The organism is Stenotrophomonas sp. 22LJNL06-5-1, assembly GCF_056861455.1.
Map to the genome: position 1 here is coordinate 384,252 of NZ_JBSPUE010000001.1, position 23,998 is coordinate 408,249.

Genomic DNA, 23,998 nt, shown 5'->3' on the forward strand with positions numbered 1-23,998 from the left:
TAGATCCGCGCCGTGCGTGGATGCTCTGACCGCGCCAATTACCCCGGCAGCTGCAGCTCCGCCCGCAGGCCGCCACCCTCGCGGTTGTGCAACCGCAGCGAGCCGCCCAGCGACTGCGCCAGCTGCACCGCGATGGCCAGGCCCAGGCCGGTCCCGCCGGTATCGCGATTGCGCGAGCTTTCCAGCCGGTGGAACGGCGCCAGCACTGCCTGCAGCTGGCCCTCGGGAATGCCGGGGCCACGGTCGGAAATTCCGATCCACACCCTTCCGGCCTCATCGCGGCCCGCCTCGATCTCGGCGGCACCGGCGTAGCGCAACGCGTTGTCGACCAGATTGCCGACCACCCGGCGCAGCGGCTGCGGCCAGGTCTGCACGACCAGTCCAGCGGGCGCACCACCACTGACCGGCTTGCCCATGTCCTCGTAATCGCCGACCACACTGGCCAGGAACGCGCCCAGGTCCATCGACACCGGCGCGCCACTGGCGACGTGGCTGCTGCGCGCATAGGCCACGCCCTCACGCACCAGTTGACCCAGGTGGTCGAGGTCGGCCAGCAGCCGCTGCTGGGTGCTGTCTTCAGGCAGGGTCTCCACCCGAAGCTTCATGCGCGTGATGGGGGTCTGCAGGTCATGCGAGATCGCGGCCAGGATCTGCAGGCGCTCACTGACATGGCCACGAATGCGTGCCTGCAGTGCATTGAGTGCGGCCGCCGCGCCGCCCACTTCCGCAGGGCCATCTTCAGGCAGTGCAGGCCCGTCCTTGCCCGGCTGCAGATGCTCCACCGCATGCGACAGCTGCTGCAGCGGGCGCATGGCCAGGCGCACCGCCAACCACGCGCACACCAGCAGCAGCGCCAGCTGCACCAGCAGCACGGCGGGCAGCCAACGTGCCAGCGGCAGGCCCGACGGAGTGACTTCAATGGTCAAGGGTGTGCCGTCGTGCAGGCGCAGTTCCACCTCGAACCGCTCCGGCAGGCGAGCCACCTGGCGCGCCTGCAACGGATAGCGGTGCTGCAGGCTGTCGTCGATGATCGCCGTGACCTGGCGTGCACGATCTGTCTGCAGCCCTGGCCCGGCCGCGGCCGGGCGCAGCAGGTAACGGTAGGTGCGCCGCTCCAGCCGCGGCACCCAGGCCTCACGCTGCGACACAGGCAGGTGCTCCAGCAGCGCGACACTCACCGCCACATCCTCGTCGAGGTTGCGCAGCATCATGCTGCGGGTGGACTGGTAGCGTTCGAAGAACAGCAGGCCGAAGGACAGTGCGTGGGCCAGGGCCAGTCCGCCCAGCAACACCAGCAGCAGCCGCGCCGACAGCGTGCGCGGCCAGCGTGGACGGCGTGCGGTGGTGTTCATTCGTCCGGCCCCAGCAACTGCACCGGCACGCTGAACACATAGCCTTCGCTGCGCACGGTCTTGATGTAGGTCGGCTCGCGTGCATCGTCGCCCAGGCGCTGCCGCACGCGGCTGACCAGCAGGTCGATCGAGCGATCGAACAGTTCCGCATCGCGGCCCTGGGTGAGGCTGAGCAGCTGGTCGCGGCTGAGCACCCGATTGGCGTGATCAAGGAACACGCGCAACAGGCGGAACTCGGCGCCACTGAGCGGATACGCGGTGTCCTGCGCATCCAGCAGGTGGCGTGCGGTGGTGTCCAGGCGCCACTCGCCGAAGGCCAGCTGGCGACCTGCTTCGCTCACCTGCAGATTCGGCGGCAGCATCCGGGTGCGGCGGATCACCGCATTGATGCGTGCCAGCAGTTCGCGCGAAGAGAAGGGCTTGGTCACGTAGTCGTCAGCGCCCATTTCCAGGCCGATGATGCGGTCGGTCTCGTCGTCGCGGGCGGTCAGCAGCACCACCGGCACCGCACGATGCTTGCCGGCGCGCAGGTTGCGGCACAGGCTCAGACCGTCCTCGCCCGGCATCATCACGTCCAGCACCACCAGATCCACGGCATGGGTATCCATCAGCGCGCGCATGGCCCGGCCACCGTCGGCCTGGCTCACGCGCAGGCCGTTGCGTTGCAGGTAGTCGGCCAGCATCTGGCGGATCTCGCTGTCATCGTCGACGACCAGGATGTGCGGTACATGGTTCATTGCGTTCTCGATGAAGGCAGGGGGACAGCGCCGCGCGGCGCGGCCATGGTAGCGCGGCTCAGGGGCTGGCCAGCAGGCGCTGGATCTCGCTTTCGGTACGTGCGTAGTCGCCCTCGCCGTAATGGCGGTAGACCACCCGCCCCTGCCGGTCGAGCAGGTACAGCGCGGGCCAGAAGCGGTTGCCCCAGGCGTTCCAGATCCGGTACTGGTTGTCCTGCACCACCGGCCAGGTGATATCCAACCGCGCGATGGCCTTGCGCACGTTGCCGGGCAACCCTTCATAGGCGAATTCCGGCGTATGCACGCCGATCACCTTCAGACCCTGCGACGCGTATCGCGCATGCCACTGGTGGACATAGGGCGCCACGTTGAGGCAGTTGCTGCAGGTGTAGGTCCAGAACTCGACCAGCACCACCTGCCCCTGCAACTGCTTCAGTGTGAGCGGTGGGCTGTTGTGCCAGGGCCCGCCACCGTCGAATCCCGCCATCGGTGCTGCATCGAGCGGCTGCGCGCCGGCATCTGCGCCGGGCCATGCCAGCAACAACGCCGCTCCGCCCAGCAGGCCCAGCAACAGCGGCAATGCGTACCCTCGCAGTGCGGCCATCGCTCAGCCCCCCTGCTCGGCCAGCGGCAGTTCCGCCGGCTTCACCCCTGCCGCTTCCAGGATGCTGTCGGCCACCTGCGCGGGATGCGAAAGCAGCGACACATGGCTGCTGCCGATCGATTGCAGCTGTGCACCGATGCGACGTGCGGTCGCGGCCTGCAGCTGCGGCGACAGCATGCGGTCATCGCGGCTGAGCACGTACCAGCTCGGCTTGCTGCGCCACGCCGCAACGTTCACCACCTCGCCCAGCGCGCTGGCCTTCAACGGGACCTGCGTGCTGTACAGCAGTGCGGCCGATTTTTTCATCACGTCCGGCGCGAAGTCCTGGGCGATGGCATCAGCCGGCAACGTCAGGTAGCCATCCCTTTCCAGCAGTCGGGCCAGGCCCGGACCGACCGGGAAACCTTCGCCCTGTTGCGCCGAAGACTGCCCTGCATCCGGTGCGAAGGCCGCCACGTACACCAGTGCCTGCACCTTCGGGTCATTGCCCGCTTCGGTGATGACCGTGCCACCCCAGCTGTGGCCGACCAGCACCACCTTGCCGGGCGCGGCGGCAATCGCGCGGCGGGTGGCGGCGACATCGTCGGCCAACGAGGTGAGCGGATTCTGTACGGCCACCGCCGGCAGCTTCCAGTCATGCAGGGTACTGATGACCTTGCTCCAGCTGGAGCCATCGGCGAAGGCGCCGTGCACCAGGATGACGGTGGGCGGTGCCGCGGTATCGGCCTGGCTAGCGAAGGCGGGGGCGGCGGCGCCGGCAAGGGCGAGAGCAGCGGCAAGCAACGAGGTACGGATCATGGGTGGCACTCCGGTGTTGGGAGTGGCCATTTCCGCCTGCCGGTGTATCACCACTGTTTCTCCACGGCGCGGAGTTGTACCGGACTGTAGGGCGCAGGCGGGTTTCTACAGTGGGATACATTCGGGCGCCGGTCCTGGCTGGGCGCTACCGGGTGGATATCGCTCCCCGCACGCGGGCGCGCAATGCCCCGATGTGCGTCAACGCATCGTCTTTGTATCTGACTGTACGAAACCCCAGCCGCAGCCACAGTCGCTGACAAAACCCCGGGCAACGGCACACGTTGCCGATACCTGCGCCGCCTGAAATGGCCTCCATCGACCACTGGCCCGCAGGACACCACCATGATCAGCACCGCCTCTTCCGTGTATACCCCCCGCCTGGACGCCGTCGGCCGCTGGCTCTCGCCATTGGCGCTGCGCACCCTGCTGGCCTGGGAGTTCTTTGAATCCGGCCGCGAGAAGCTGGGCGGCCAGAACTGGTTCGCAGACCTGGAAGGCCGCTTCCCGTTCCCGTTCTCCACCCTGCCCGCGTCGTTGAACTGGCAGCTTGCCACCTGGCTGGAACTGGTGGGTGCGGTGATGCTGCTGCTCGGCCTGGCCACGCGCTCAGTGGCCTACGTCTTCTGGGTGTTGACCGTGGTCGCCATCGCTGCCGTGCACTGGCCCGACCAATGGAACGGCCTGGGTGAACTCTGGCAGGGCTATGCGATCACCGACCAGGGCTACGGCAACTTCAAGCTGCCCCTGCTGTTCCTGGCCATGCTGCTGCCACTGATCCTCAACGGCGGTGGCGCGCTCAGCGTGGACCGGCTGCTAGCCGGCTCACAGGATGCCCCCGTCGGCAATGACGGTCTGGGCTGGGGCGTCAGCCTGATCGCCCTGCTGCTGCCGGTTGCCGCGCTGTTGCCCGGCATCGGCTTCGGTGGCGCCCTGCTCGGTGGCGTGCTGCTGCTGGGCTATCTGCTGCGTCGCCGCCGCGCCGCCTGAGCCGCTTCCCCCTGTTCCCGAACGTTTCCCTTTCCGTCGCCTCTCCGGCGGCGTCCATCCCGCACGCCCCGCGTGCTTTCCCAAGGAGTCACCACCATGTCCGTCTCGACCAAGAACACCCCCTCCTCCCGCCTGCCGCGCATCGGTGCCATCGGCATCGCCCTGGCCGGTGGCCTGCTGCTGGCCGGCCAGGCCGCCGCGATCCAACCGCTGGCGATCAGCGCGGTGGCCATGAGCGCCGCCGCCGAAGGCAAGTGCGGTGAAGGCAAGTGCGGGGCCAACAAGGCCACCACCGGCAAGCCCGCTGGGAAGGCCAAGGTGGCCGAGGGCCAGTGTGGCGAAGGCAAGTGCGGCGACGCCTCGTTTGCCCGCACCGACCGTGACCACGACGGCAAGGTCTCGCGCGCCGAGTTCAACGCTGTGGCCGCCAAGCGTGCCGCCGAGTTCGACCGCATCGACACCGACCACGACGGCTACATCAGCGAGCAGGAAGCACACGACTACCTGCGCAGCGTCTACACCGCCAACGGCAAGCCGATGCCGAAGGGTCTGTTCTCCCGCGTTGCCGATTGATCGACGTTCAACCGGCGCCGCCTTCAAGGCGGCGCCCTCTCTCTGGAGCATCCGCCATGTCCCTGCCCCTGCCCCTGCCTTCCAATGCCGCCGGTCTTGGCCTGCGCCGTGGCCTGATCGACGAACTGCTGGCAATGCCGGCCGGTGCCATCGACTTCCTCGAAGTCTCCCCCGACAACTGGATCGGCGTCGGCGGTGCACACGGCGCCGCGCTGCGCCAACTCAGCGAGCGCCACCCCTTGACCTGCCACGGCCTGTCGCTGTCGCTGGGCGGTCCTGATCCGCTGGACCGCACCCTGCTGGCACAGACCCGAGCCTTCCTCGACCTGCACCAGGTGCAGCTGTACAGCGAACACCTGAGCTACTGCGCCGCCGGTGGCCATGTCTATGACCTGCTGCCGCTGCCGTTCACCGCCGAGGCCGTACACCACGTGGCCGGCCGCATCGCCCAGGTGCAGGACATGCTGGGCCGACGCATCGCGGTGGAGAACATCTCCTACTACGCCGTTGCCGGCGCGGACATGAGCGAGATCGACTTCATCAACGCCGTGCTCGCCGAAGCCGACTGCGACCTGCTGCTGGACGTCAACAACGTCTTCGTCAACGCCTGCAACAACGGTTACGACGCCTTCGAATTCCTGGCCCGCGTGCCGTCCCACCGTGTCGCCTCGCTGCACGTAGCGGGCCACTTCGATGAAGACGATGGCTTCAAGATCGATACCCACGGCGCGCCGGTGAAAGGCGTGGTCTGGGCGCTGTTGCGCGAGGCCTATGCGCGGGTGGGCGTGCGCCCCACGCTGCTCGAACGCGACTTCAACTTTCCGCCGCTGGCAGAGCTGCTGGCCGAGGTTGCGCAGATCCGCCAGGCGCAGTTCGAGGCACGTTGCCCCGAGGTGGCCCATGGCTGAGTCGCTGGCGACCCTGCAACGGCGCTGGGCCGATCATGTGCGCGACCCTGCAATGGCCGCACCCGATGGCGTCGAGGCGCGCAGGCTGGCGGTGTACCGCCGCCTGTGCATCGACAGTCTGGACACCCTGCTGGCCGGCAGCCTGCCGCGACTGCAACAACAGTTGGGCGCGCCGCGCTGGCGCGACACAGTGGAGCACTACTACGCCCGCCACGCCTGCCAGACCCCGTTGTTCCCACGGATCGCCGGCGAGTTCGCGACCTGGCTGGCGGTGCAGGACGCGCTGGTACTGCCGGGCTGGGCAGCAGAACTGGCGCACTACGAGAGCACGCAGCAGTCGCTGCACATTGAAGCGCGTGACGCTGGCCGTTTGCTGCAGCGCATACCGGAGGACAGAGATGTGCTGGCGGTTTCGCCGCTGGTGCGGGTGCTTGGCTACCAGTGGCCGGTACATGAGGACGAGGCGCTGGAGCCGGTATCGAGCGCAGCGCCCACGCTGCTGGTGACTCAGCGCCTCGCCGATTTCAGCCTGCAGGCCGAGGAACTGTCACCGCTGGCCTACGCGCTGCTGTTGGTCTTCGGTGACGACGGCGCGTCGGTGGATGAGGCACTGCAGGTGCTGTCCGAAACACATGGCGTGGCAACGGACGCATTGCGCGTGGTCTGCGTGCCCGTTCTGGGCGAGCTGTGCGCGGCGGGCGTGCTGGTTGTGCCGAACGACTGTTGAAGGTGCCGGCCAGCGGCCGGTGCTACCCATTCCCTACTTCGAGGTCTCATCATGGCTCCTTCCAACACTTCCTTCCTGCACGGCTGGCGCCTGTTCCTGGCCATCGCGGCGGTACTGATCGCCTTCGCGCTGGGCGCGTTCGCCCTGCATGCCGATGTGGCCGAGGGCAGCCGAGCAGCGATCCGGGTCACTGCACGCACATCCTTCCTGTTGTTCCTCGCAGCGTTCACGGCATCGTCGTTCGCCAGCCTTCTGCCCGGCCCGTTCACCCGGTTCCTGCTGCGCGAACGGCGCATCATCGGGCTGTCCTTCGCGTTCTCGCACCTGCTGCATGCAATCGCCATCACCAGTTTCGGCATCCTCAACCCGGCGTTCTGGCCAGCACGATCCGCGCTGGCCAACCTGCCGGGCACGGTGGGCTACATCGCCATCCTGGCGCTGGCCATCACCTCGCACCGGGGGCTCGCCCGGCGCATGGGACCCACCGCCTGGCGTCGCCTGCACGTCACCGGCATGTGGATCATCGCGGCGGTGTTTACTTACTCGTACTTCAAGCGCGTGCCGGGCAACTTCTGGTATGCGGTGCCGTCGGCACTGCTGTTCACCGCCTTCGTGGTGCGCTGGATCGCCAAGCGGGCGCAGGCGCTGCGCCGAAGTGCGCATGCGCGGCCGCCGCTGCGGGCGGCCTGACGGGCCGGGGTCGGATCCCTTTGCCAAAGGCAAAGGGACCTGACCTCATCATGCCGTCCCTATCAGCCGTCGCGTGTGGCGCGATAGGCCGCGTAGGCATCGAGGATCTTCTGCAGCCGCGCATGCTGTTTCGTCCCCATGGGGACCCGTTGCACGCGCTTCAGCAGCGTCTTCCACATGTATCCGGATCGGAAGAAATACGGCCGCACTTCGAGAAAGGTCAGCGCGACATCCAGCGTATCTGGATCGTGTTCGGCCAGCCGTTTCAACGCGTTGGCATAGCCTCCCGGAAACGCCAGCCGCTCGTAGTGCTGGTGGAACGCCGCGCAGGCCTGGGCGTGCAGCAGCTTCTGCTCCGGATCACGCCAGCGCAGCGCGGCACTCTCGTGGATCGCCTGCTGCAGCCGGTTGATCTCGTCAGCATTGGCGCGGATCAGGCGCTCCATCGGGGCACGGGGATGGGCCATGGTTCCTTCCGTGTGGTTTGTCAGGGGTCAGATCCCTTTCCCCCGGGGAAAGGGATCTGACCCCGCCCAAGGTCACGGCGCGCGGCGCAATGTCACCAGGGTGATCTCCGACGGCACGCCGATGCGCGCCGGGAACCCGGCCCAGAGGCCCGCACCGTTGCCCACGTACAGCGTCATCCCATCCACGTCGTAGCGCCCGGACACAAAACCGCCATTGGCTCGCTTCACCAGCTGGTCCATGCCGATGATCTGCCCGCCGTGGGTATGCCCGGACAGCTGCAGCTTCACCCCACGCGCCGCCGCCTCGCGTGCATTGCGCGGGCGATGATCGAGCAGGATCACCGGCGCGGACGGATCGGCACCGGCCAGCGCAGCATCCAGGTCCGGCAGCGGCAGGCCGTAGCGTGCGGCCACCGGATCGGTGACACCGGCGATGGTCAGCGCCGCATCGCCGCGCCGCACCTGCATGTGGCTGTTCTCCAGCACCTGCATGTGCAGCGCGCGAAACGCCTGCATCCAGTCCTGGTACTGCGCGTAGTACTCGTGGTTGCCGGTGATGGCGACGACACCGTCCGGCGCCCGCAGGTCCGCGAGTGGGCGGGCGTCGTCACGGCGGGCCTCGACACTGCCGTCGATCAGGTCGCCGGTGATCACGATCAGGTCCGGCCTCAGTGCGTTGCTCTCATCCACCACCCTGCGCACCCAGTCGCCGGTCAGCAGGCGACTGGCGTGGATGTCGGTCAGCTGCAGCACGCGATAGCCGTCGAACGCAGCGGGCAGTCCGGCGATGCTCACCTCGATCTGCCGGGGCTTGGGCACCGCCATGCCCTGGCTGATGCCGTAGCCACTGACCAACAGCGCAAGCAGCGCCGCCGCCGGGCGCAGCAGCGGCGCACGCAGCGCCGAAACAGCACGGGGCCAGCGCAGCAGGCGGGAAGCGAGCAGGCCCATATCCATCGCCAGCATCAGCAGCGCCAACAGCAACACCGCCGTGGAGCCGGTGGCCAGCGTGGCGATGGCCAGCTTCGGGATCTCCGGCGAGGCCATCGTGCCCCAGAACATGGCGACGATGCGCAGCTGCACGGCCACGCCCACCAGCAGCAGCAACAGCACGATCTTCAGCCAGATGGGCATGCGCAGTGGCCAGAACAGGCGCCAGGCCACATACAGGCCCATCAACAAACCGATCGTACTCAGCACTGCAACCATCCGGGAAGGAAAGCGGGCCCGCCATGGTGACGGTTGTGGGAGGCGTTGTGTAGAGCCGAGCCCATGCTCGGCTGCTCAGGAAGCCGTCGAGCAAGGCTCGACGCTACAGAACCCCAATCGCGCATGGCTCAACGCTACGGATGCCCCAGGCGCTCCACCCGCAGGCGGGCGATGCGACGCTTCTCCATCGCCAGTACGGTGATGCGTACGTCCGCCATCTCCACCGCGTCACCGATGTCCGGCAGGCGCCCCAGACGCTCCAGCACCAGGCCGGAGATGGTCATGTAGTCGGCACTGCGCGGCAGCGATACGCCGGCCAGGCGCTGCAGGTCGTCCAGAGTCAGCGCACCGTCGGCCTCCCACTGGTCCTCGCCCTGCGCGACCACGCCATAGCGCTCGTCCTGGGTATCGACCAGGTCACCGGCAATGGCCGCCAGCAGGTCGTTGGCGGTCACCAGGCCTTCCACGCTGCCGTACTCGTCCACCGCCACCGCCAACGGCACCGGGTGCTGGCGGATCAGTTCCAGCGCCTGCAGCGCGCTGGCGCTGGACAGCACGTACTGCGGCTCGCGCAGGTTGCCCTCCAGCTGCAGCGGCCTGCCCTGCAGCAGGTCGGCCAGCAGGTCGCGGCTCTGTACCACGCCACGCAGGCTGTCCAGATCACCGTCGCCCACCAGCAGGCGGGTATGCGGCGACGCCACCAAGCGTGCCACCACATCCTCCTGCCCACGTGCCAGGTCGATCCACTGCACGTCGGCACGCACCGTCATCACGCTCGACACCGGGCGATCGGCCAGGCCCAGCACGCTGCGGATCATCTCGTGCTCCGCCGGCTGCAGGCGCTCTTCGGCGTCCACCTGCTCGTCCACCCCTTCATCGGCATGGCCGTTGGCCGGGCGCGCGCCCAGCATGCGCAGCACGGCGTCGGCGGTGCGCTGACGGAACGGCTGGCGGCGCTCGTTGCGCTCACGGTTGAAGCGCACCCACTGGTTGAACGCCTCGACCAGGATCGAGAAGGCGATCGCCGCGTACAGGTAGCCCTTCGGGATCTTGTAGCCCAGGCCCTCGGCCACCAGACTGAAGCCGATCATCAACAGGAAGCCCAGGCACAGCACCACCACCGTGGGATGCTTGTTGACGAAGCGGGTCAGCGGCTTGCTGGCCACCAGCATCAGCACCATCGCGATGGTCACCGCGGCGTACATCACGCCCAGGTTGTCGACCATGCCGACCGCGGTGATCACCGAGTCCAGCGAGAACACCGCGTCGAGCACCACGATCTGTGCCACCACCATTGCGAAGCTGGCATAGACCTTCTTGCCATCCTCATGGTGTTCGCGGCCTTCCAGCCGTTCGTGCAGCTCCATGGTGCCCTTGAACAGCAAGAACAGGCCGCCGCCCAGCAGGATCAGGTCACGCCCGGAGAAGCTGTGGTCGAACAGCGTCAGCAGCGGCTCGGTCAGTTTCATGATCCATGCCAGCGCGGCCAGCAGCACCAGCCGCATCAGCAGGGCCAGCGCCAGGCCGATCACCCGCGCGCGGTCACGCTGGTGCGGCGGCAGTTTGTCGGCAAGGATCGCGATGAACACCAGGTTGTCGATGCCGAGAACGATCTCCAGCACGACCAGGGTTGCAAGGCCCATCCATATCGAGGGGTCAGCCAACCATTCCATTTCAGGTCCGTTTCGTCAGTAGGTAAGGGAAAAGGGAAACCACTCAGTCAGCGTCCTGCGCCTGCATCGGGTCATGCCCGAGTAGGTCGCCGGGCCTGCACTGCAGCTCACGGCAGATCGCATCCAGCGTGGAAAAGCGGATGGCGCGTGCCTTGCCGGTTTTCAGGATCGACAGGTTGGCCAGGGTGATGTCGATGCGCCCGGCCAGCTCGGACAGGGTCATGCCCCGTTCCTGCAGCATGCGGTCCAGGGTGATGACAATCGCCATCAGATGACACCATCGAGGTCATCGCGCATCGCCGCACCCACGGCAAACACGCGTGCAAGCACGAACAGCATCAGCACCGCGACCAGGCCGGTGATCGACATGCCGCCGCCCACCTCCATCCAGGTGAAGTCCGGGCCCATCCAGGCGGCGTAGGCGCCGATCAGGATCGACAGCACCTCCATCGACAGCATCAGCCACGCCATGCGCTGCAGGCGCTGCGCATTGGCATGGGTGAACGGCCGCTCGCGCGCCGCCGACTTCAGCAGCCGCAGCAGATGGCGCAGGAACACCAGGCACAGCACCAGCAGCGCGACGATCGCGCCCAAGCCCAGACAGAAATGCAGGAACAGATCGTTGCCATGCGCGGCGGCGGCAGCGGCATCGTGCACGCTGTCGAGCAGCCAGCGGCGGTCGTGGGCGACCAGTGGCACGGCCAGCAGTGCGGCCAGGATGCCCAGCCAGCACATCGCCCGGACGGCCTGTACGGCGGCCTGGGCCAGGGTGAACAAGCCTCGCGCGGGTCTGGCGCGGGCGGGACGAGCGGTCAAGCGGCCTCCGGCATTGGGGTGGCCTCGCCGCCCCGGGGTGGGTTTATCGATAAACGATATACCACATGCCGCGTGAAAGGCTGAATCGCGAGCCTGGCCCTTGTCAGGGCCCAGGCGCGCCCTGCTCCAGCATCGCTTCGCCCGGGGCCGCCGAGGCCATTGCCTGTACCCCGGCTTCGGCCGCCTGCCGCGTGACCAGGCGGAAGCGCACCTGCAGCTTGCCCTGCCCCGGCGTCGCCCAGCCGTACTGGATGGCCACCTGATCGGCCGACAGTGGCCCACGCCCTGGCAGCGACCGCACCTGCAACGGCTTCGGTGCGGCCTGCACCAACCGGGCGAATCCCTTCTGCACGACCGCCGCGTCGGCCTTTTCGGCGTAGACCGTGCACGTGCCATCGTCAGCCCAGCTCACCGCATAGCGGCCACTGGCCAGAGGCACCATCCAGGCCACGCCCGATTGCCCCTGCAACAGCGTGGCGGCTTCGGCGGGCTGCAGCGGCGACAGCCCATTGGATTCCATCAACGACTGCAACCGCGCCGGGGCACCGATGTGCTGCATGCAGGCGGTATCGAACAGCTCGCTGAAGGGATCCTGCGCCGGGGCCTTGGCCTTGGGCGTACGCGCGGGTTGCGCCACCGCCAGGGTGGGCAGCAAGATCAAAGCCAGCCAGAATGCAGGACGCATCGGGATTCCACGCTACGGAAAACAGCAGGGAGGATGGCAAAGCCCGGGCGCGCCGCGCAATGGGTCATGGCTTGACATGCGTGGATGACGCCCCCGGTGCACCGGTGATGCCGGCCAGCGGCCAGCACTACCTGGTGCTGTAGCGGTAGACCAGATCATCGGCATCATTGCGCACCGCCCGCGTGTCGAGAACGCCGCCCAGGCGCCTCGCGACGGCCTGCGATGCCAGGTTGTCCCGCGCCATGTAACTGACCAGCGTCGGCAACTTCGCCACCTCGAATGCCCAGTCGCGTAGTGCACCGGCCGCTTCAGTGGCAAAGCCCTGCCCTTCATGGCCGTCGTACAGCAACCAGCCCAGCTCCTTTTCAGGAAACAACGGGCCATGATTGATCCCGACCTGGCCGATGCAGGCACCGCTGTCGACGCGCTCGATCATCAACGCGCCATGCCCGAACAGATGCCAGCTGGCCAGGTCGTGGCAGAACTGCCCCCACGCCGCCACTTCACCGAACGGGCCGCCCATGCCACGCGCACGTGGCGAGGCCAGGAACGCGGCATAGACGCCGAAGTCATCCAACTGCTGTGGACGCAGCCGCAGGCGGACGGTGTGCAGGGTTGGAATCTCAAGCATGACGGCGCACTGGATCAGTACACGGCCAGATGACCGCAACCACGCCGCTGGGGTTGCCCTTCCATCGTCACCTGCACGCTGGCCAGCGTGTCCACGCCTTCGGTGTTGTGGCACGACTCATGCTTGATCTCGACGATGGCCGGCTGCTTGTCCAGCTCACCGTTGAGCACGATCAGCGAGCGGGGTGCATCGGCCGGCTGGCCGAGGTAGCGCAGCACGCCCTTGTGGGTGCGGCCATCGGCACTGAGGCTGGCGTCGTGATTGCCTTTGCCCGTGGAGGCGATCTCGATGCTCCACCCCGCGCCACCGCCAGTAAAGGCCGGCACCGGACTCAGGTCGGCAGCGATGGAGGGATGGCGAGGCGCGTCGGCGCTCGTCTGGGACGCGGTCGAAGCACAGCCGGCCAACAACCCGGCCAGCAGTGCCGTGGCAACAAAGGGACGAACGATCATGGAAGGCTCCTGCAACGATCGGAGGGCCAGTCTAGGCAGGACCACGTGCGCCGGCGATGAATGCCACGATCAGCGGGCGCCACGACCGCCCCCCGCCACTCGTACCCGATCACGCCCCTGTGCCTTGGCCCGGTACATCGCCGCATCGGCGGCACGCAGCAGGCTGCGCCAACCCAGCGCGTCGGTGCCGCCCTCGGCCACGCCGAAACTGGCGGTCACCCGCAGCACGGTGCCACCGGTCAGCACGATGTCCAACCGCTGCAGGGCCAGTCGCAACGACTCGGCCAGCTGGCGGCCACCGGCCAGATCACCGTCGGCCAGCAGCACCAGGAACTCCTCGCCACCATAACGGGCGATGCTGTCGCTGCGGCGCAGGTGCTGCTGCAGCAACTGCGCGACCTGCACCAGCACTTCGTCGCCGGCTTCATGGCCATGGCCATCGTTGATCGCCTTGAAGCGATCCACGTCCAGCAGGATCACCACGGCGCTTGCGTCGCCCCCGGCGTGTCTCTGCTGCACCACCTCATCCAGCGCGCGCCGGTTCAACAATCCGGTCAGTTCGTCGGTGCCAGCGAGCTGGCGCAGCTCGCTGGTCAACGCCGAGCGCTCGCGAGATTTCTCACGCAGTACTTCGATGGCATCGAACAGGCGCTGCATCTCGGCCAGCGGATGGGTGACATGCTGCTCCGGGCCGGGTGCATCCGTGGCGAGCTGGATCACCTGCTTCTGCGCCTGCAGCAGTGGCTGCAGGATCTGCAGGTGGGCAATGCGCAGGGCCACGCCCAGCACCACCAGCGTGCCCAGCGCGGTCGCCACCAGCACGGCCAGGCGCATGGCTTCGCGGTTGCGGGTGCGTTCGAAGCGGGCGATGGACACGCTCAGGTAGCCATCGCGCAACGCCTCAAGCGACTGCAGGGTGGGCACGTAGCGCGTGGTGAACTCGGCAGCGGTCCACGGCGGTGGTACGCCACGGCGGCCATCCTCGATCAACTGCTCGATCATCGGCAGCGACTCACCGAAGAACTGCCGTCGCGCCATGTCCCAGTGCCATGACAATTCCGGGTCACTGCGGAACACCGACTCGTGGCTGCCCGCCAACCGCCACAGCTCCAGCAGGCGGCCCTCGGTCTGCAGTGCAGCGCGTACCTGCTCCTCGCGCCATGCCCCCGGTACCGCCACCGGCGCCATCACGTTCGAGGCCAGGCGGCCACCATGCTCGCGAAGATCGATCAGCACCTGGCCCTGCATCGCCGGAATCGCCGCTTCACGGTCGGCGCTGACCACCACGTTGATCTGTGCCGAGGTCAGCAGGTGCAGGCGATCAACCACGGCGAACATGCCACTGATCGCACGCTCCACCTCCTCCACACGGCGTGCGTCATGAGGCAGCGCCACGACCTGGTCGACCGCAGCCCGCGCCGACTGCAGGCGACGTTGCGCGTCGGCCAGCAGTGCATGCTCGTCGACCACGCCCGGGTCGGCCTTGAACACGGTGTCCAGCTGCAGCAGGGCGGTGTCGACCCGCTTGCGCGCGGCCCCCAGCTGCGCGGCCAGCCGCGCCTGTTCGGCGGCGTCGGCCGGGTCAGCCCCCAGCAGGCTGTTGGCCGGGCCGCGCTCGGCCGAAGCCAGGTTGGCAAGATCGAAGGTCTGCCGCAGCTGTCGCAGGCTGGCCAGATTGTCCTCGGCAGCGGTGTAACGCAGCGTGCCCTGCACCAGGGCGATGGCCATCAACGGCAGCGTACAGACCACGAACAGCCCAGCCAGGATCCAGACCCAGGTCCGCAACCTGATGGGCGATGCCTTGCCGGCCATGCAAATTTCCCCTGACGTGCGGCTCACTGTAGCGAGCGGCTCCGGCGGCGCCAAGCCAGCGCCGTACGATCCGCAGGGGTGGATATAGCGCAGCGCGCGCGAACGCGCCGACAACGCCGGCACCCCCCGTCCAGCCGGTCAGATGCGACAGGTCACGCCAGGTCAGATCCAGCGCTGGTCGACCAGTTCGCGCTTCACGTAGGCATAGAACACCGGTGCCGCCACGAGCCCGGGCAGGCCGAACGCCGCTTCCATCACCAGCATCGCCAGCAGCAGCTCCCAGGCGCGGGCCTGGATTTCACCGCCGACGATGCGCGCGTTGAGGAAGTATTCCAGTTTGTGGATCACGATCAGGTACAGCAGTGCGGCCACTGCCACGTAGAACGAGACCGACAGCGCGACGATGGTGATGATCGTGTTGGAGATGATGTTGCCCACCACCGGCAGCAGGCCGGCGATGAAGGTGATCAATACCAGCGTCTTGGACAGTGGCAGGTGCACGCCGAACAACGGCAGCACGCCCAGCAGGAAGATGGCGGTGAACACGGTGTTGAGCAGGGAGATCTTCACCTGCGCGAACACCACCTGGCGGAACGCGGTGGCCAGGCGGCTGGTGCGCCCGATCAGCTCCTGCGCCAGCGGCCCCATCTTCGGCAGCGGAAGTTCGTCGTACAGCGCGATCATCGCACCCAGCACCATGCCGATCAGCACGCGTACGCCCACCTGCACCACCGACGTACCGGCCACGCCCAGCTGGCGCTGGTGCTCGGCGGCCCAGTCATTCAGCGCCGCACGCAGCGCCGGCATGTCTTCGGGGATATACGGCTGCAGCAGCGCTGGTACCTGGTGGCGCGACGAATTGAGGATGTCCATCAGCCGCGCCAGCAGCGCGTCCGGCCCGCCGGTCTCGTTGCGGAAGAACGACGCCACGCCGATGCCGGCCAGCACCAGCCCGCTGATGATGATCGCCGACAGCACGATCACCGCGATCGCCCGTGCCCGTCCCGGTGGCAGCCTGCCTTCCACGGTGGACGCCAGCACGTGGGTCAGCTGGAACACCAGCAGCCCCGACAGCAGGGTTACCACCAGGCCCAGCTTCAACGCCAGCCACATGCCCAGCAGCATCATCAGCCAGGCCGCGATCCTCGGGACAGGGGGCTTGGGCTGGGCAACGAGGGCGTCTTGCATGGGCGGCGCGTCCGGGCGGGGTGGCCCATGGTAGAGGATTGACGGCGACGATTCCGGGTGCAGGATGAACGGGCATCAGACGAGGATTGCGCCGCCCCTCACCCGCTCATCGGCACCTCCGGAATCACGCCGGAATCACACCCGGTCCAGCGCCAGATAGCGCGCCGTGCGCACGATCGCCTCGCGTTCGCCGAAGCTGGCCAGCTCGCCGGCAATACGTCCGCTGTCCCCGCTCGCGGCGATCTCCTGCAGCGTGCGCTGCATGACCCGGATCGCGGCCCGTTGCAGGTCCGAAGGGATGATCACCAACCGGTAATCGAGTTCGGCCAGCCGTTCCACTGGCACCAGCGGCGTCTTGCCACTATGGAACATGTTGATCAGCTTCGGCCCGGGTACCCGTTGCGAGATCGCCTCGATCTGTTCCAGGGTTTCCGGTGCCTCGACGAAGATCATGTCCGCGCCCGCGTCCACATAGGCCTGCGCCCGTCCGATGGCTGCGTCCAGTCCTTCGCAGGCGATGGCATCGGTACGCGCGATGATCATCAGCTCCGGATCGTGCCGCGCCTGGCAGGCGACCCGGATCTTCGTGCACATCTCGGCTGCGTGGACCAACGCCTTGTCATCCAGGTGTCCGCAGCGCTTGGGGAAGGCCTGGTCCTCGATATGCAGGGCGGCAACCCCAACCCTTTCGAACGCGCGCACCGTGCGTTCAACATTCGCGGCGCCGCCGAAGCCGGTGTCAGCGTCTGCGATCACCGGCAGATCGCAGGCATCGACGATCCGTTCAACCTGCGCAAGCACTTCGCTGAGGCCGAGCAGGCCGATGTCCGGCACGCCGGCCGAACGTGCGATGGCACCGCCACTGGCATACACCGCCTCGAACCCGGCCAGCTCCACCAGGCGGGCCGACAGGCCGTCGAAGACCCCCGGTGCGATCACGCTGCGGCCGTGCCCGAGCAGGTTACGCAGCTGGCGTGTTTTCTTCATTTGGTCTCCCTTGCAGATGGACATTTGGCGTGGGATACCGATGATGTTGTCGCCACCGGCGACCGTCCAATACCGTGTTCGTACAGCATCAGAACGTCTGAGGTTCCAATGGAACTGCGCCACCTGCGCTACTTCGTCATGACCGCCCAGCTGCAGAGCTTCACCAAAGCCGCCGAGGCCCTGCACATCGCCCAGCCGCCGCTGGGGCAGCAGATCCGTGCACTGGAGGAAGAGATCGGAACGCCGTTGTTCCATCGCCAGGGACGCGGCATCGTGCTCAGCGATGCCGGGCGGGTGTTCTGGAAAGCGGCGGAGGACATCCTCGCGCGCGTCGACCAGGCCAAGGAAGAGGCATTGCGCGCCGCACGCGGCGAGGTCGGCACGTTGACGTTGGGGTTGACCGAATCGGCGACCTACAACGAAGCGGTCACCGCGCTGATGCGCAGCTTCCAGCGGGCGCATCCGGCAGTACAGGTGCAGCTGGTCGAAGATGGCAGTGAATCGCTGGTCCGGCGCCTGGATGACGGCGAGCTCGATGCAGTGATCGTGCGCCCGCCGTTTTCCGGTAGCGGTGAACGGGTGACACAGCAACTCAGTGCCGAGCCGCTGGTGGCGGTGCTGCCAGCCGATCACCCGTTGGCATGCCGGGCGAGCATCGCGCTGGTCGAGCTGCGCGATGAGCGCTTCATCCTGTTCTCGCGGAAATCGGGCCAGGGCCTGAGTGCAGACGTGGTCGCCGCCTGCCGCAGCCAGGGGTTCACTCCGGCCATCCAGCAGGAAGCGCCGCAGGTGGCTTCAGCCATCAACCTTGCCGCCGCCGGCCTGGGTATCGCCATCGTGCCGGCGTCGATGCAGAGCATGCATCGGAGCGGCCTGGCCTTTGTTGCGCTGGAACTGGGCATGCCGACCACCACGCTGCAGTTGGCGGTGCGCTGCGAGCCTCCGGCAACGGCCGCCCAGCTGCTGGCCTGCGCCAGAGACGTGGCAACACCTCATTCGCCATAACTGGCGTTGTTCTTGCCCTGGCGCTTGGCGTGGTAGAGCGCTCGGTCGGCCAGTGCCAGCCAGTCCTCGACACTGCCACCACGCGGCGTGGCGGCAATGCCGATGCTTACGCTGAACTCGATGCCCGGCGTTGCCTGCCTTGCTGCTTCCAGAAGGTGCAGGCGAACCCGCTCTGCCACATGCATCGCATCGATGGGCGCACAGTCGTGCAACAGCACCACGAACTCGTCACCTCCCAGCCGCGCGGGGGTATCGCCGGGCCGGGCGAAAGCGCGCAAGGTGGAGGCGATATGGCGCAGCACTTCGTCCCCGGCGCGATGACCATGCGAGTCATTGATGCGCTTGAAGTCATCCACATCAAGCATCAGCAGGCAGGCGAAACCACCCTGCCCCTGCGCCTTGTCCAGTGCCTGCTGTGCGCGGACGATCAGGAAGCCGCGGTTGGCCAGCTCCACCAGCGGGTCCATCCGGCTCAGCCGCTTCAACTGGCGGTTCTGCGATTTCACCCGCCGTGCCAGCTGCCAGCTGAGGATGCTGAGGCCGATGCCGTAGACGAACAGGAACGGCACGCTGAGCACGATCGTGCGCTGCGATGACACCGGCTGGTAGGGAAATCCGAGTACCCACCAGGTGAGCGCGAACCCCACTACCAATGCCAGTGTGGCCCGTACCGCCAGCTTCACCCCGCCGGCGGCGATCTTGTCGGCGACCAGCAGCGCAGCGAACAACGCACTGGGCACCACGCTGAGCCCCATGAAGGCGATCCAGCCACCGCCAAAGAAGGAATCAATCACCATGCAGCGGAACTGGACCACCGCGGGCTGCCGTGAGCGATGGGTCAGCACCAGCGCGAGCGCCGGCCAGGCCAGCGCATTGAACAGCAGCAGGACCCACGCCAGCGCACCGTCCTGGCGTTCGAGCATGATCGAAGCAATGGGGATCGCCCCCAACCCGTTGCCCACGAAACGCATCCAGCCGATGCGCCGTGCCGCGCCGATGCCTTCGACCGAGACCTCGGTCGAGTCCGTCAAGAACGGCATTGCCGACCCCCTTGAGCGATCGCAGCTGCCACCAAGGCCCTTGCCGGGCTGCCTGCCGTGAGTCTGACAGCTCTGCGTCAATTCGGGATCAAGGACTCACAGCCCCCCCTACCTCACGCGCGCCTGGGTGGCGCCGTTGAGCCCCGCAGCATCAGGCTGAAATCCAGCGTCTGCTGCAGCGGCACATCCACGTGATCGATGATGGCAAGCAGCAGGTTGACCGCGCGCTCACCAATCTCCCGCATCGGCTGCCTGATCGTCGTCAGCGGCGGTGTGAGGTAACGCGAGGAGGCCAGGTCGTCAAAGCCGACGATGGACAGGTCCTCCGGCACGCGGATTCCCAGCTCCCGGCAGGCCGCCAGGGTGCCCAGCGCCATCTGGTCGCTGAAGCAGAAGATCGCAGTCGGTACCGGCGCGGCGGCCAACATCACCATCGCGGCCGCATGGCCCGACTCCACCGAAAAGTCACCCGGCACGATGTTCAGCTGGCGCAGGCGTCCACGCGCCTTGCCGGCCGCCCGCACCCCTTCCAGCCGTTGCTGGTGCAGTGGATTGTCCGGCGGTCCGCCCACCACCGCAATGCGCTCGTGTCCCAGCTCATACAGGTGTTCCATCACCGCGCGCGCGGCGGCCGCATTGTCGATGTGGACGCTGGGGATACCCAGCGCGGGATCGAACTCGCAGCCGTTGACCACCGGCGCGGCGGCACCCCGCTGTTCGACGATGTCACGCGCCGTCGGCGGCAGGCGGTGCCCCAGCACGATCATGCCGTCGGCCTCGTTGCGCCGGAGCATCTGCGCATAACGCTCCTCGCGATCCGGTTGATGCTGGGTGTCCCCCAGCAGGACCGCGTAGCCAACGGCCTGCGCGGCGTCCTCCGCCCCCTGCAGGATCTGCGCGAAGAACGGATTGGCGATGTCCGGGACGGTGACCAGGATCTTGCCGCTGCGCTGGGTCTTGAGCGTGCGGGCCACCGTGTTGGGTACATAGCCCAGCGCGGCGGCAGCCTGCTCGATGCGCGCGCGGGTGGCCGGCAGGACTTTGTCCGGCCGCGAAAGCGCCCGCGACACCGTGCCTGCGGAGACGCCGACGTGCTTTGCGATGTCGTAGATGGTGGCCATGGCGTTAGTTCTCCTGTCCGCTGTGCACTGCACAACAGGTCCTGCGTGAGCCCCTGCTAGGATAATGCAATCGATTGCATCGAGGGCGAATCACGTTGAAGACGCTCAAGGGTCCAGCGCTGTTCCTGGCGCAGTTCATCGGCGACGCAGCTCCTTTTGATCGGCTGGACACGCTGGCCGGGTGGGCCGCGGGTCTGGACTATTCTGGCGTACAAGTCCCCACCACGGCGCCCCACCTGTTCGATCTGGCCGAGGCCGCGCGCAGCCAGGCGTACTGCGACGATATCGCCGGCGTGCTGGCCGGGCACGGCGTGCAGATCACCGAGCTGTCCACCCATCTGCAGGGGCAGCTGGTCGCGGTCCATCCGGCCTACGACAGCCTGTTCGACGGGTTCGCACCTGCGGACAAGCGCGGCGATCCCGCCGCCCGCCAGGCCTGGGCAGTGGAACAGCTGGTGTTGGCCGCCCAAGCCAGCCAACGCCTGGGGCTGACCGCGCATGCCACGTTCTCCGGCGCATTGGCCTGGCCCTACTTCTATCCGTGGCCGCAACGCCCACCGGGACTGGTGGAGGAGGCCTTCGCCGAACTCGGCCGCCGCTGGCGCCCCATCCTCGATGCGTTCGACGACTGCGGCGTGGACCTGTGCTTCGAGATCCACCCGGGGGAGGACCTGCACGACGGCGCGACCTTCGAGCGCTTCCTCGATGTGGTCGATCACCACCCGCGCGCCAAGATCCTGTACGACCCAAGTCATCTGCTGCTGCAGCAGATGGACTACCTGGGTTTCATCGACCGCTACCACGCGCGCATCGGCGCCTTCCATGTGAAGGATGCGGAGTACCACGCCAGTGCCAGCAGCGGCGTTTACGGCGGCTATCAGAACTGGATCGATCGCCCGGGGCGGTTCCGTTCACCCGGTGACGGCCAGATCGACTTCAAGGCGATCTTCTCCAAGTTCGCCCAGTACGACTTCCCCGGATGGGCGGTACTGGAATGGGAGTGCTGCCTGAAGCACCCGGAAGACGGCGCACGCGAGGGTGCCGCCTTCATCCGCGACCACATCATCCGCGTGACCGAACGCGCCTTCGACGACTTCGCCGACAGCGGCACGGACGCCGCATCACTGCACCGCATGCTGGGAATCTGAGCCACTACCGCCCCGGGAGGGCAAGCCATGTCGCACGCCATGTCGCGCTTGGGCGCGATGATGTTTCTGCAGTTCTTCATCTGGGGGGCGTGGTTCGTCACCCTGGGCACCTATCTGGTGCAGGGCCCGCTGCAGGCCAGCGCGAGCCAGGTGGCGACGGCGTTCCTCAGCCAGTCCATCGGCGCCATCGTGGCGCCGTTCCTGGTCGGCCTGATCGCCGATCGCTACTTCGCGGCGCAGCGCATTCTTGCGGTACTGCATCTGGCCGGTGCCGTGTTGATGTGGATGGCGTCCACGGCAACCAGCTTCAGCATGTTCTCCGCCTGCGTCATGGGCTACATGCTGCTGTTCATGCCGACGCTGGCACTGGCCAACAGCGTAGCCATGCGGCACATGCAATCGCCCGAGAAACAGTTCCCACTGGTGCGGGTGGCGGGCAGCATCGGCTGGATCATCGCCGGCGTGCTGATCGGCTGGCTGGGCTGGGAGCAGGCGCACCGGCTGGAACTCACCTTCCGGATGGCCGCGCTGGCATCACTGCTGCTGGGCCTGTATGCCTTCACCCTGCCGCACACACCGCCGCTGGCCAAGCAGCGCGACGCCGGGCTCGGGCAGATCCTCGGCCTGGATTCGTTGCGTCTGCTGAAGTCGCGTGCCTATCTGGTGTTCTTCCTGGCTTCCATCGCCATCTGCATCCCGCTGTCGTTCTACTACAACTTCACCAACCCCTATCTCAACGACCTGGGCGTGCGCGGTGCAGCAGGCCTGCAGTCCCTGGGCCAGGTCTCTGAAGTGCTGCTGATGCTGGCCATGCCGTTCCTGTTCGTGCGGCTGGGAGTGAAGACCATGCTGGCGGTCGGCATGGCCGCCTGGGTGGTGCGCTACGCCATGTTCGCCTTCGGCGATGCAGGCAGCGGTTTCTCCCTGCTGGTGATCGGCATCGTGCTGCATGGCATCTGCTACGACTTCTTCTTCGTCACCGGCCAGATCTACACCGATGCGCATGCCGGCCCCGCCGCGCGCAGCAGCGCGCAGGGGTTCATCACCCTGGCTACCTACGGCGTGGGCATGCTGATCGGCACCTTCCTGTCCGGCGCGGTGGTGGAGCACTTCACCACCGAGGCCGGCCCCGACTGGCAGCAGATCTGGCTGTTCCCGGCCGGCGTTGCACTGGTGGTGTTGATTGCCTTCCTGCTGCTGTTCCGCGACCGGCCGGCGGCCACGGCCGCGCCCTCCACACCCTGAGGATCCCAGTCGATGCCCAAGCTTGGAATCGCCATCGTCGGCGCCGGCATGATCGGTGCAGTGCATCGTCGTGCAGCACTGCTGGCGGGTGCCGAGGTACGCGGCGTGGCCGCCTCGTCACCGCAGCGCGCGCATGAGGCCGCGCAGTCCTGGAATGTCCCGCGCGCCTACCGGGATATCGAGGAGGTGATCGCCGATCCGCAGGTACAGGTCGTGCACGTGTGCACGCCCAACCATCTGCACCGCGCCATGGCACAGGCCGCGCTGGACGCCGGCAAGCACGTGATCTGCGAGAAGCCGCTGGCGACGACGCTGGACGATGCGCAGGCGCTGGCGACGCTGGCCGCATCGACTGGATTGGTTGCCACGGTGCCCTTCGTCTACCGCTACCACCCTGTGGTCCGCGAGGCGCGCGCACGCATCGCCCAGGGCGATCTGGGGCCGTTGCACCTGATCCACGGCAGCTACCTGCAGGACTGGCTGCTGGACCCGGCCAGCAACAACTGGCGCGTGGACCCCGCGCAGGGAGGCACGTCGCGCGTGTTCGCCGACATCGGTTCGCACTGGTGCGACCTGGTCGAATGGATCAGCGGCGAACGCTTCGCCGAGGTCAGCGCGGCGTTCGCCACGGTGATCGCCCAGCGTGGCGCCGTCAGCGGGCAGAGCTTCAGCACGCCAACGGCCGCCGGCGCGATGCAGGCCGTTACGAGCGAGGACGTGGCAGCAGCGATGTTCAGGACCGGCGCCGGCACGCTGGCGTCATTGACGGTCAGCCAGGTCTCGGCCGGACGCCACAACCGCCTCTGGTTCGAGATCGATGGCGCCAAGGCCAGCGTGGCCTTCAACCAGGAGGATGCCGAACGACTCTGGATCGGCCTGCCCGACCAGCGCGAGGAGATCTTCGTGCGCGGGCCAGCCGCCGGCAGCGCCGAACAACGCCGTCTTTCCGTGCTGCCGGCCGGGCATGCACAGGGCTACGCCCAGTGCTTCGAAGCGTTTGTCGCCGACACCTATCGCGCCATCGAAGGCGATCAGCCGCAGGGGCTGCCCACCTTCGAAGACGGCCTGCGCTCGGCGCAGATCGTTGATCGTGTCATTGCATCGGCCAGGTCACGCGCCTGGACCACCATCGGTTGAATCCCG

General features: G+C 67.3%; 26 protein-coding genes. 9 read left to right on the forward strand and 17 right to left on the reverse strand.

Translation table 11 applies throughout. From position 1 onward, the window contains the following. Positions 1-38 precede the first annotated feature (38 nt). Genes AC13GF_RS01750 through AC13GF_RS01765 form a run of 4 tightly spaced genes read right to left on the reverse strand, consistent with a single transcriptional unit; the run spans position 39 to position 3,491 of the window. Positions 39-1,352 carry a sensor histidine kinase gene (locus AC13GF_RS01750; RefSeq protein WP_483002951.1) on the reverse strand — a complete coding sequence of 438 codons (1,314 nt, stop codon included), beginning with the start codon at positions 1,350-1,352 and terminating at the stop codon, positions 39-41. Next, complete coding sequence (locus tag AC13GF_RS01755) at positions 1,349-2,089, reverse strand: response regulator (protein ID WP_032960784.1); 741 nt, start codon at positions 2,087-2,089, stop codon at positions 1,349-1,351. Before AC13GF_RS01755 ends, AC13GF_RS01750 begins: the two co-directional genes overlap by 4 nt. 58 nt (positions 2,090-2,147) lie before the next feature. Continuing rightward, positions 2,148-2,693: a redoxin family protein gene (locus tag AC13GF_RS01760; RefSeq protein ID WP_329768986.1), complete on the reverse strand. Its 546-nt coding sequence runs from the start codon at positions 2,691-2,693 to the stop codon at positions 2,148-2,150. Between the two features lie 3 nt (positions 2,694-2,696). Further along, positions 2,697-3,491, reverse strand: a complete 795-nt coding sequence (locus AC13GF_RS01765) for an alpha/beta fold hydrolase (protein ID WP_483002952.1) — start codon at positions 3,489-3,491, stop codon at positions 2,697-2,699. Between the two features lie 342 nt (positions 3,492-3,833). Between AC13GF_RS01765 and AC13GF_RS01770 the strand changes: the two genes are divergently transcribed. From AC13GF_RS01770 to AC13GF_RS01790, 5 genes are all read left to right on the forward strand, one after another. Continuing rightward, positions 3,834-4,478, forward strand: coding sequence for an HvfX family Cu-binding RiPP maturation protein (locus AC13GF_RS01770; protein ID WP_483002954.1), 645 nt, complete (start codon positions 3,834-3,836; stop codon positions 4,476-4,478). Positions 4,479-4,574: 96 nt separating this feature from the next. Next, positions 4,575-5,051 carry an HvfA family oxazolone/thioamide-modified RiPP metallophore gene (locus AC13GF_RS01775; RefSeq protein ID WP_069139051.1) on the forward strand — a complete coding sequence of 159 codons (477 nt, stop codon included), beginning with the start codon at positions 4,575-4,577 and terminating at the stop codon, positions 5,049-5,051. A gap of 62 nt (positions 5,052-5,113) precedes the next feature. Continuing rightward, entirely contained in the window at positions 5,114-5,959 is an 846-nt protein-coding gene (locus AC13GF_RS01780; protein ID WP_483003691.1) for an HvfB family MNIO-type RiPP peptide maturase, read from the forward strand. Further along, on the forward strand, positions 5,952-6,686 hold the full coding sequence (locus tag AC13GF_RS01785; RefSeq protein WP_483002956.1) for an HvfC family RiPP maturation protein: 735 nt from the start codon (positions 5,952-5,954) through the stop codon (positions 6,684-6,686). Before AC13GF_RS01780 ends, AC13GF_RS01785 begins: the two co-directional genes overlap by 8 nt. Positions 6,687-6,737: 51 nt before the next feature. After that, the gene (locus AC13GF_RS01790) at positions 6,738-7,376 is read left to right on the forward strand and encodes a hypothetical protein (protein ID WP_483002958.1); all 639 of its coding nucleotides are present in this window, start codon (positions 6,738-6,740) and stop codon (positions 7,374-7,376) included. A 62-nt stretch (positions 7,377-7,438) separates the two neighbouring features. Here AC13GF_RS01790 and AC13GF_RS01795 read toward each other — a convergent pair whose 3' ends face one another. From AC13GF_RS01795 to AC13GF_RS01845, 11 genes are all read right to left on the reverse strand, one after another. Then, a complete protein-coding gene (locus AC13GF_RS01795) occupies positions 7,439-7,822 on the reverse strand; it encodes a hypothetical protein (protein ID WP_239666642.1) in 384 nt (127 codons plus the stop codon). 93 nt (positions 7,823-7,915) lie between these two features. Next, on the reverse strand, positions 7,916-9,052 hold the full coding sequence (locus AC13GF_RS01800; RefSeq protein ID WP_483002959.1) for a metallophosphoesterase: 1,137 nt from the start codon (positions 9,050-9,052) through the stop codon (positions 7,916-7,918). A 134-nt stretch (positions 9,053-9,186) separates the two neighbouring features. Continuing rightward, positions 9,187-10,725 (reverse strand): TerC family protein, encoded by a 1,539-nt coding sequence (locus AC13GF_RS01805; protein ID WP_483002960.1) that lies wholly within the window; start codon positions 10,723-10,725, stop codon positions 9,187-9,189. A 43-nt stretch (positions 10,726-10,768) separates the two neighbouring features. Next, on the reverse strand, positions 10,769-10,993 hold the full coding sequence (locus AC13GF_RS01810; protein WP_483002961.1) for a helix-turn-helix domain-containing protein: 225 nt from the start codon (positions 10,991-10,993) through the stop codon (positions 10,769-10,771). Beyond that, on the reverse strand, positions 10,993-11,460 hold the full coding sequence (locus AC13GF_RS01815; RefSeq protein WP_295558100.1) for a DUF2975 domain-containing protein: 468 nt from the start codon (positions 11,458-11,460) through the stop codon (positions 10,993-10,995). Before AC13GF_RS01815 ends, AC13GF_RS01810 begins: the two co-directional genes overlap by 1 nt. Positions 11,461-11,644: 184 nt before the next feature. Next, the gene (locus tag AC13GF_RS01820) at positions 11,645-12,226 is read right to left on the reverse strand and encodes an NMCC_0638 family (lipo)protein (protein ID WP_483002962.1); all 582 of its coding nucleotides are present in this window, start codon (positions 12,224-12,226) and stop codon (positions 11,645-11,647) included. Between the two features lie 127 nt (positions 12,227-12,353). Next, the gene (locus AC13GF_RS01825) at positions 12,354-12,857 is read right to left on the reverse strand and encodes a GNAT family N-acetyltransferase (protein WP_483002963.1); all 504 of its coding nucleotides are present in this window, start codon (positions 12,855-12,857) and stop codon (positions 12,354-12,356) included. A gap of 14 nt (positions 12,858-12,871) precedes the next feature. Continuing rightward, positions 12,872-13,309, reverse strand: a complete 438-nt coding sequence (locus AC13GF_RS01830) for a hypothetical protein (protein WP_483002964.1) — start codon at positions 13,307-13,309, stop codon at positions 12,872-12,874. Positions 13,310-13,378: 69 nt separating this feature from the next. Beyond that, entirely contained in the window at positions 13,379-15,121 is a 1,743-nt protein-coding gene (locus AC13GF_RS01835; protein WP_483002966.1) for a GGDEF domain-containing protein, read from the reverse strand. Between the two features lie 162 nt (positions 15,122-15,283). Further along, a complete protein-coding gene (locus AC13GF_RS01840) occupies positions 15,284-16,309 on the reverse strand; it encodes an AI-2E family transporter (RefSeq protein WP_019337057.1) in 1,026 nt (341 codons plus the stop codon). Positions 16,310-16,444: 135 nt separating this feature from the next. After that, positions 16,445-17,419, reverse strand: coding sequence for an isocitrate lyase/PEP mutase family protein (locus tag AC13GF_RS01845; RefSeq protein WP_483002967.1), 975 nt, complete (start codon positions 17,417-17,419; stop codon positions 16,445-16,447). On the opposite strand from AC13GF_RS01845, the gene AC13GF_RS01850 reads away from it, so the two are divergent. Next, positions 17,405-18,301 (forward strand): LysR family transcriptional regulator, encoded by an 897-nt coding sequence (locus AC13GF_RS01850; RefSeq protein WP_483002969.1) that lies wholly within the window; start codon positions 17,405-17,407, stop codon positions 18,299-18,301. The two genes, AC13GF_RS01845 and AC13GF_RS01850, sit on opposite strands and share 15 nt — an antisense overlap. On the opposite strand, the gene AC13GF_RS01855 is transcribed toward AC13GF_RS01850, so the two are convergent. Continuing rightward, positions 18,289-19,341, reverse strand: a complete 1,053-nt coding sequence (locus AC13GF_RS01855; RefSeq protein ID WP_483002970.1) for a sensor domain-containing diguanylate cyclase — start codon at positions 19,339-19,341, stop codon at positions 18,289-18,291. The two genes, AC13GF_RS01850 and AC13GF_RS01855, sit on opposite strands and share 13 nt — an antisense overlap. Positions 19,342-19,454: 113 nt before the next feature. Continuing rightward, positions 19,455-20,462 (reverse strand): LacI family DNA-binding transcriptional regulator, encoded by a 1,008-nt coding sequence (locus tag AC13GF_RS01860; protein WP_483002971.1) that lies wholly within the window; start codon positions 20,460-20,462, stop codon positions 19,455-19,457. A 95-nt stretch (positions 20,463-20,557) separates the two neighbouring features. Between AC13GF_RS01860 and AC13GF_RS01865 the strand changes: the two genes are divergently transcribed. From AC13GF_RS01865 to AC13GF_RS01875, 3 genes are read left to right on the forward strand one after another with little or no spacing between them, the layout of a single operon-like run. Next, positions 20,558-21,610: a sugar phosphate isomerase/epimerase family protein gene (locus AC13GF_RS01865; RefSeq protein ID WP_483002973.1), complete on the forward strand. Its 1,053-nt coding sequence runs from the start codon at positions 20,558-20,560 to the stop codon at positions 21,608-21,610. A 27-nt stretch (positions 21,611-21,637) separates the two neighbouring features. Further along, positions 21,638-22,855: a nucleoside permease gene (locus tag AC13GF_RS01870; RefSeq protein WP_483002975.1), complete on the forward strand. Its 1,218-nt coding sequence runs from the start codon at positions 21,638-21,640 to the stop codon at positions 22,853-22,855. A 12-nt stretch (positions 22,856-22,867) separates the two neighbouring features. Continuing rightward, on the forward strand, positions 22,868-23,992 hold the full coding sequence (locus tag AC13GF_RS01875; protein ID WP_483002977.1) for a Gfo/Idh/MocA family protein: 1,125 nt from the start codon (positions 22,868-22,870) through the stop codon (positions 23,990-23,992). Positions 23,993-23,998: the final 6 nt, after the last annotated feature.

Coding starts and splice junctions, on each gene's coding strand:
- AC13GF_RS01775 (WP_069139051.1), top strand. CDS start 4,575: ATGTCCGTCTCGACCAAGAACACCCCCTCCTCCCGCCTGCCGCGCATC.
- AC13GF_RS01765 (WP_483002952.1), bottom strand. CDS start 3,491: ATGATCCGTACCTCGTTGCTTGCCGCTGCTCTCGCCCTTGCCGGCGCC.
- AC13GF_RS01875 (WP_483002977.1), top strand. CDS start 22,868: ATGCCCAAGCTTGGAATCGCCATCGTCGGCGCCGGCATGATCGGTGCA.
- AC13GF_RS01770 (WP_483002954.1), top strand. CDS start 3,834: ATGATCAGCACCGCCTCTTCCGTGTATACCCCCCGCCTGGACGCCGTC.
- AC13GF_RS01860 (WP_483002971.1), bottom strand. CDS start 20,462: ATGGCCACCATCTACGACATCGCAAAGCACGTCGGCGTCTCCGCAGGC.
- AC13GF_RS01795 (WP_239666642.1), bottom strand. CDS start 7,822: ATGGAGCGCCTGATCCGCGCCAATGCTGACGAGATCAACCGGCTGCAG.
- AC13GF_RS01810 (WP_483002961.1), bottom strand. CDS start 10,993: ATGGCGATTGTCATCACCCTGGACCGCATGCTGCAGGAACGGGGCATG.
- AC13GF_RS01850 (WP_483002969.1), top strand. CDS start 17,405: ATGGAACTGCGCCACCTGCGCTACTTCGTCATGACCGCCCAGCTGCAG.
- AC13GF_RS01750 (WP_483002951.1), bottom strand. CDS start 1,352: ATGAACACCACCGCACGCCGTCCACGCTGGCCGCGCACGCTGTCGGCG.
- AC13GF_RS01790 (WP_483002958.1), top strand. CDS start 6,738: ATGGCTCCTTCCAACACTTCCTTCCTGCACGGCTGGCGCCTGTTCCTG.
- AC13GF_RS01815 (WP_295558100.1), bottom strand. CDS start 11,460: ATGTGCTGGCTGGGCATCCTGGCCGCACTGCTGGCCGTGCCACTGGTC.
- AC13GF_RS01840 (WP_019337057.1), bottom strand. CDS start 16,309: ATGCAAGACGCCCTCGTTGCCCAGCCCAAGCCCCCTGTCCCGAGGATC.
- AC13GF_RS01870 (WP_483002975.1), top strand. CDS start 21,638: ATGTCGCACGCCATGTCGCGCTTGGGCGCGATGATGTTTCTGCAGTTC.
- AC13GF_RS01760 (WP_329768986.1), bottom strand. CDS start 2,693: ATGGCCGCACTGCGAGGGTACGCATTGCCGCTGTTGCTGGGCCTGCTG.
- AC13GF_RS01825 (WP_483002963.1), bottom strand. CDS start 12,857: ATGCTTGAGATTCCAACCCTGCACACCGTCCGCCTGCGGCTGCGTCCA.
- AC13GF_RS01820 (WP_483002962.1), bottom strand. CDS start 12,226: ATGCGTCCTGCATTCTGGCTGGCTTTGATCTTGCTGCCCACCCTGGCG.
- AC13GF_RS01805 (WP_483002960.1), bottom strand. CDS start 10,725: ATGGAATGGTTGGCTGACCCCTCGATATGGATGGGCCTTGCAACCCTG.
- AC13GF_RS01785 (WP_483002956.1), top strand. CDS start 5,952: ATGGCTGAGTCGCTGGCGACCCTGCAACGGCGCTGGGCCGATCATGTG.
- AC13GF_RS01835 (WP_483002966.1), bottom strand. CDS start 15,121: ATGGCCGGCAAGGCATCGCCCATCAGGTTGCGGACCTGGGTCTGGATC.
- AC13GF_RS01800 (WP_483002959.1), bottom strand. CDS start 9,052: ATGGTTGCAGTGCTGAGTACGATCGGTTTGTTGATGGGCCTGTATGTG.
- AC13GF_RS01755 (WP_032960784.1), bottom strand. CDS start 2,089: ATGAACCATGTACCGCACATCCTGGTCGTCGACGATGACAGCGAGATC.
- AC13GF_RS01830 (WP_483002964.1), bottom strand. CDS start 13,309: ATGATCGTTCGTCCCTTTGTTGCCACGGCACTGCTGGCCGGGTTGTTG.
- AC13GF_RS01855 (WP_483002970.1), bottom strand. CDS start 19,341: ATGCCGTTCTTGACGGACTCGACCGAGGTCTCGGTCGAAGGCATCGGC.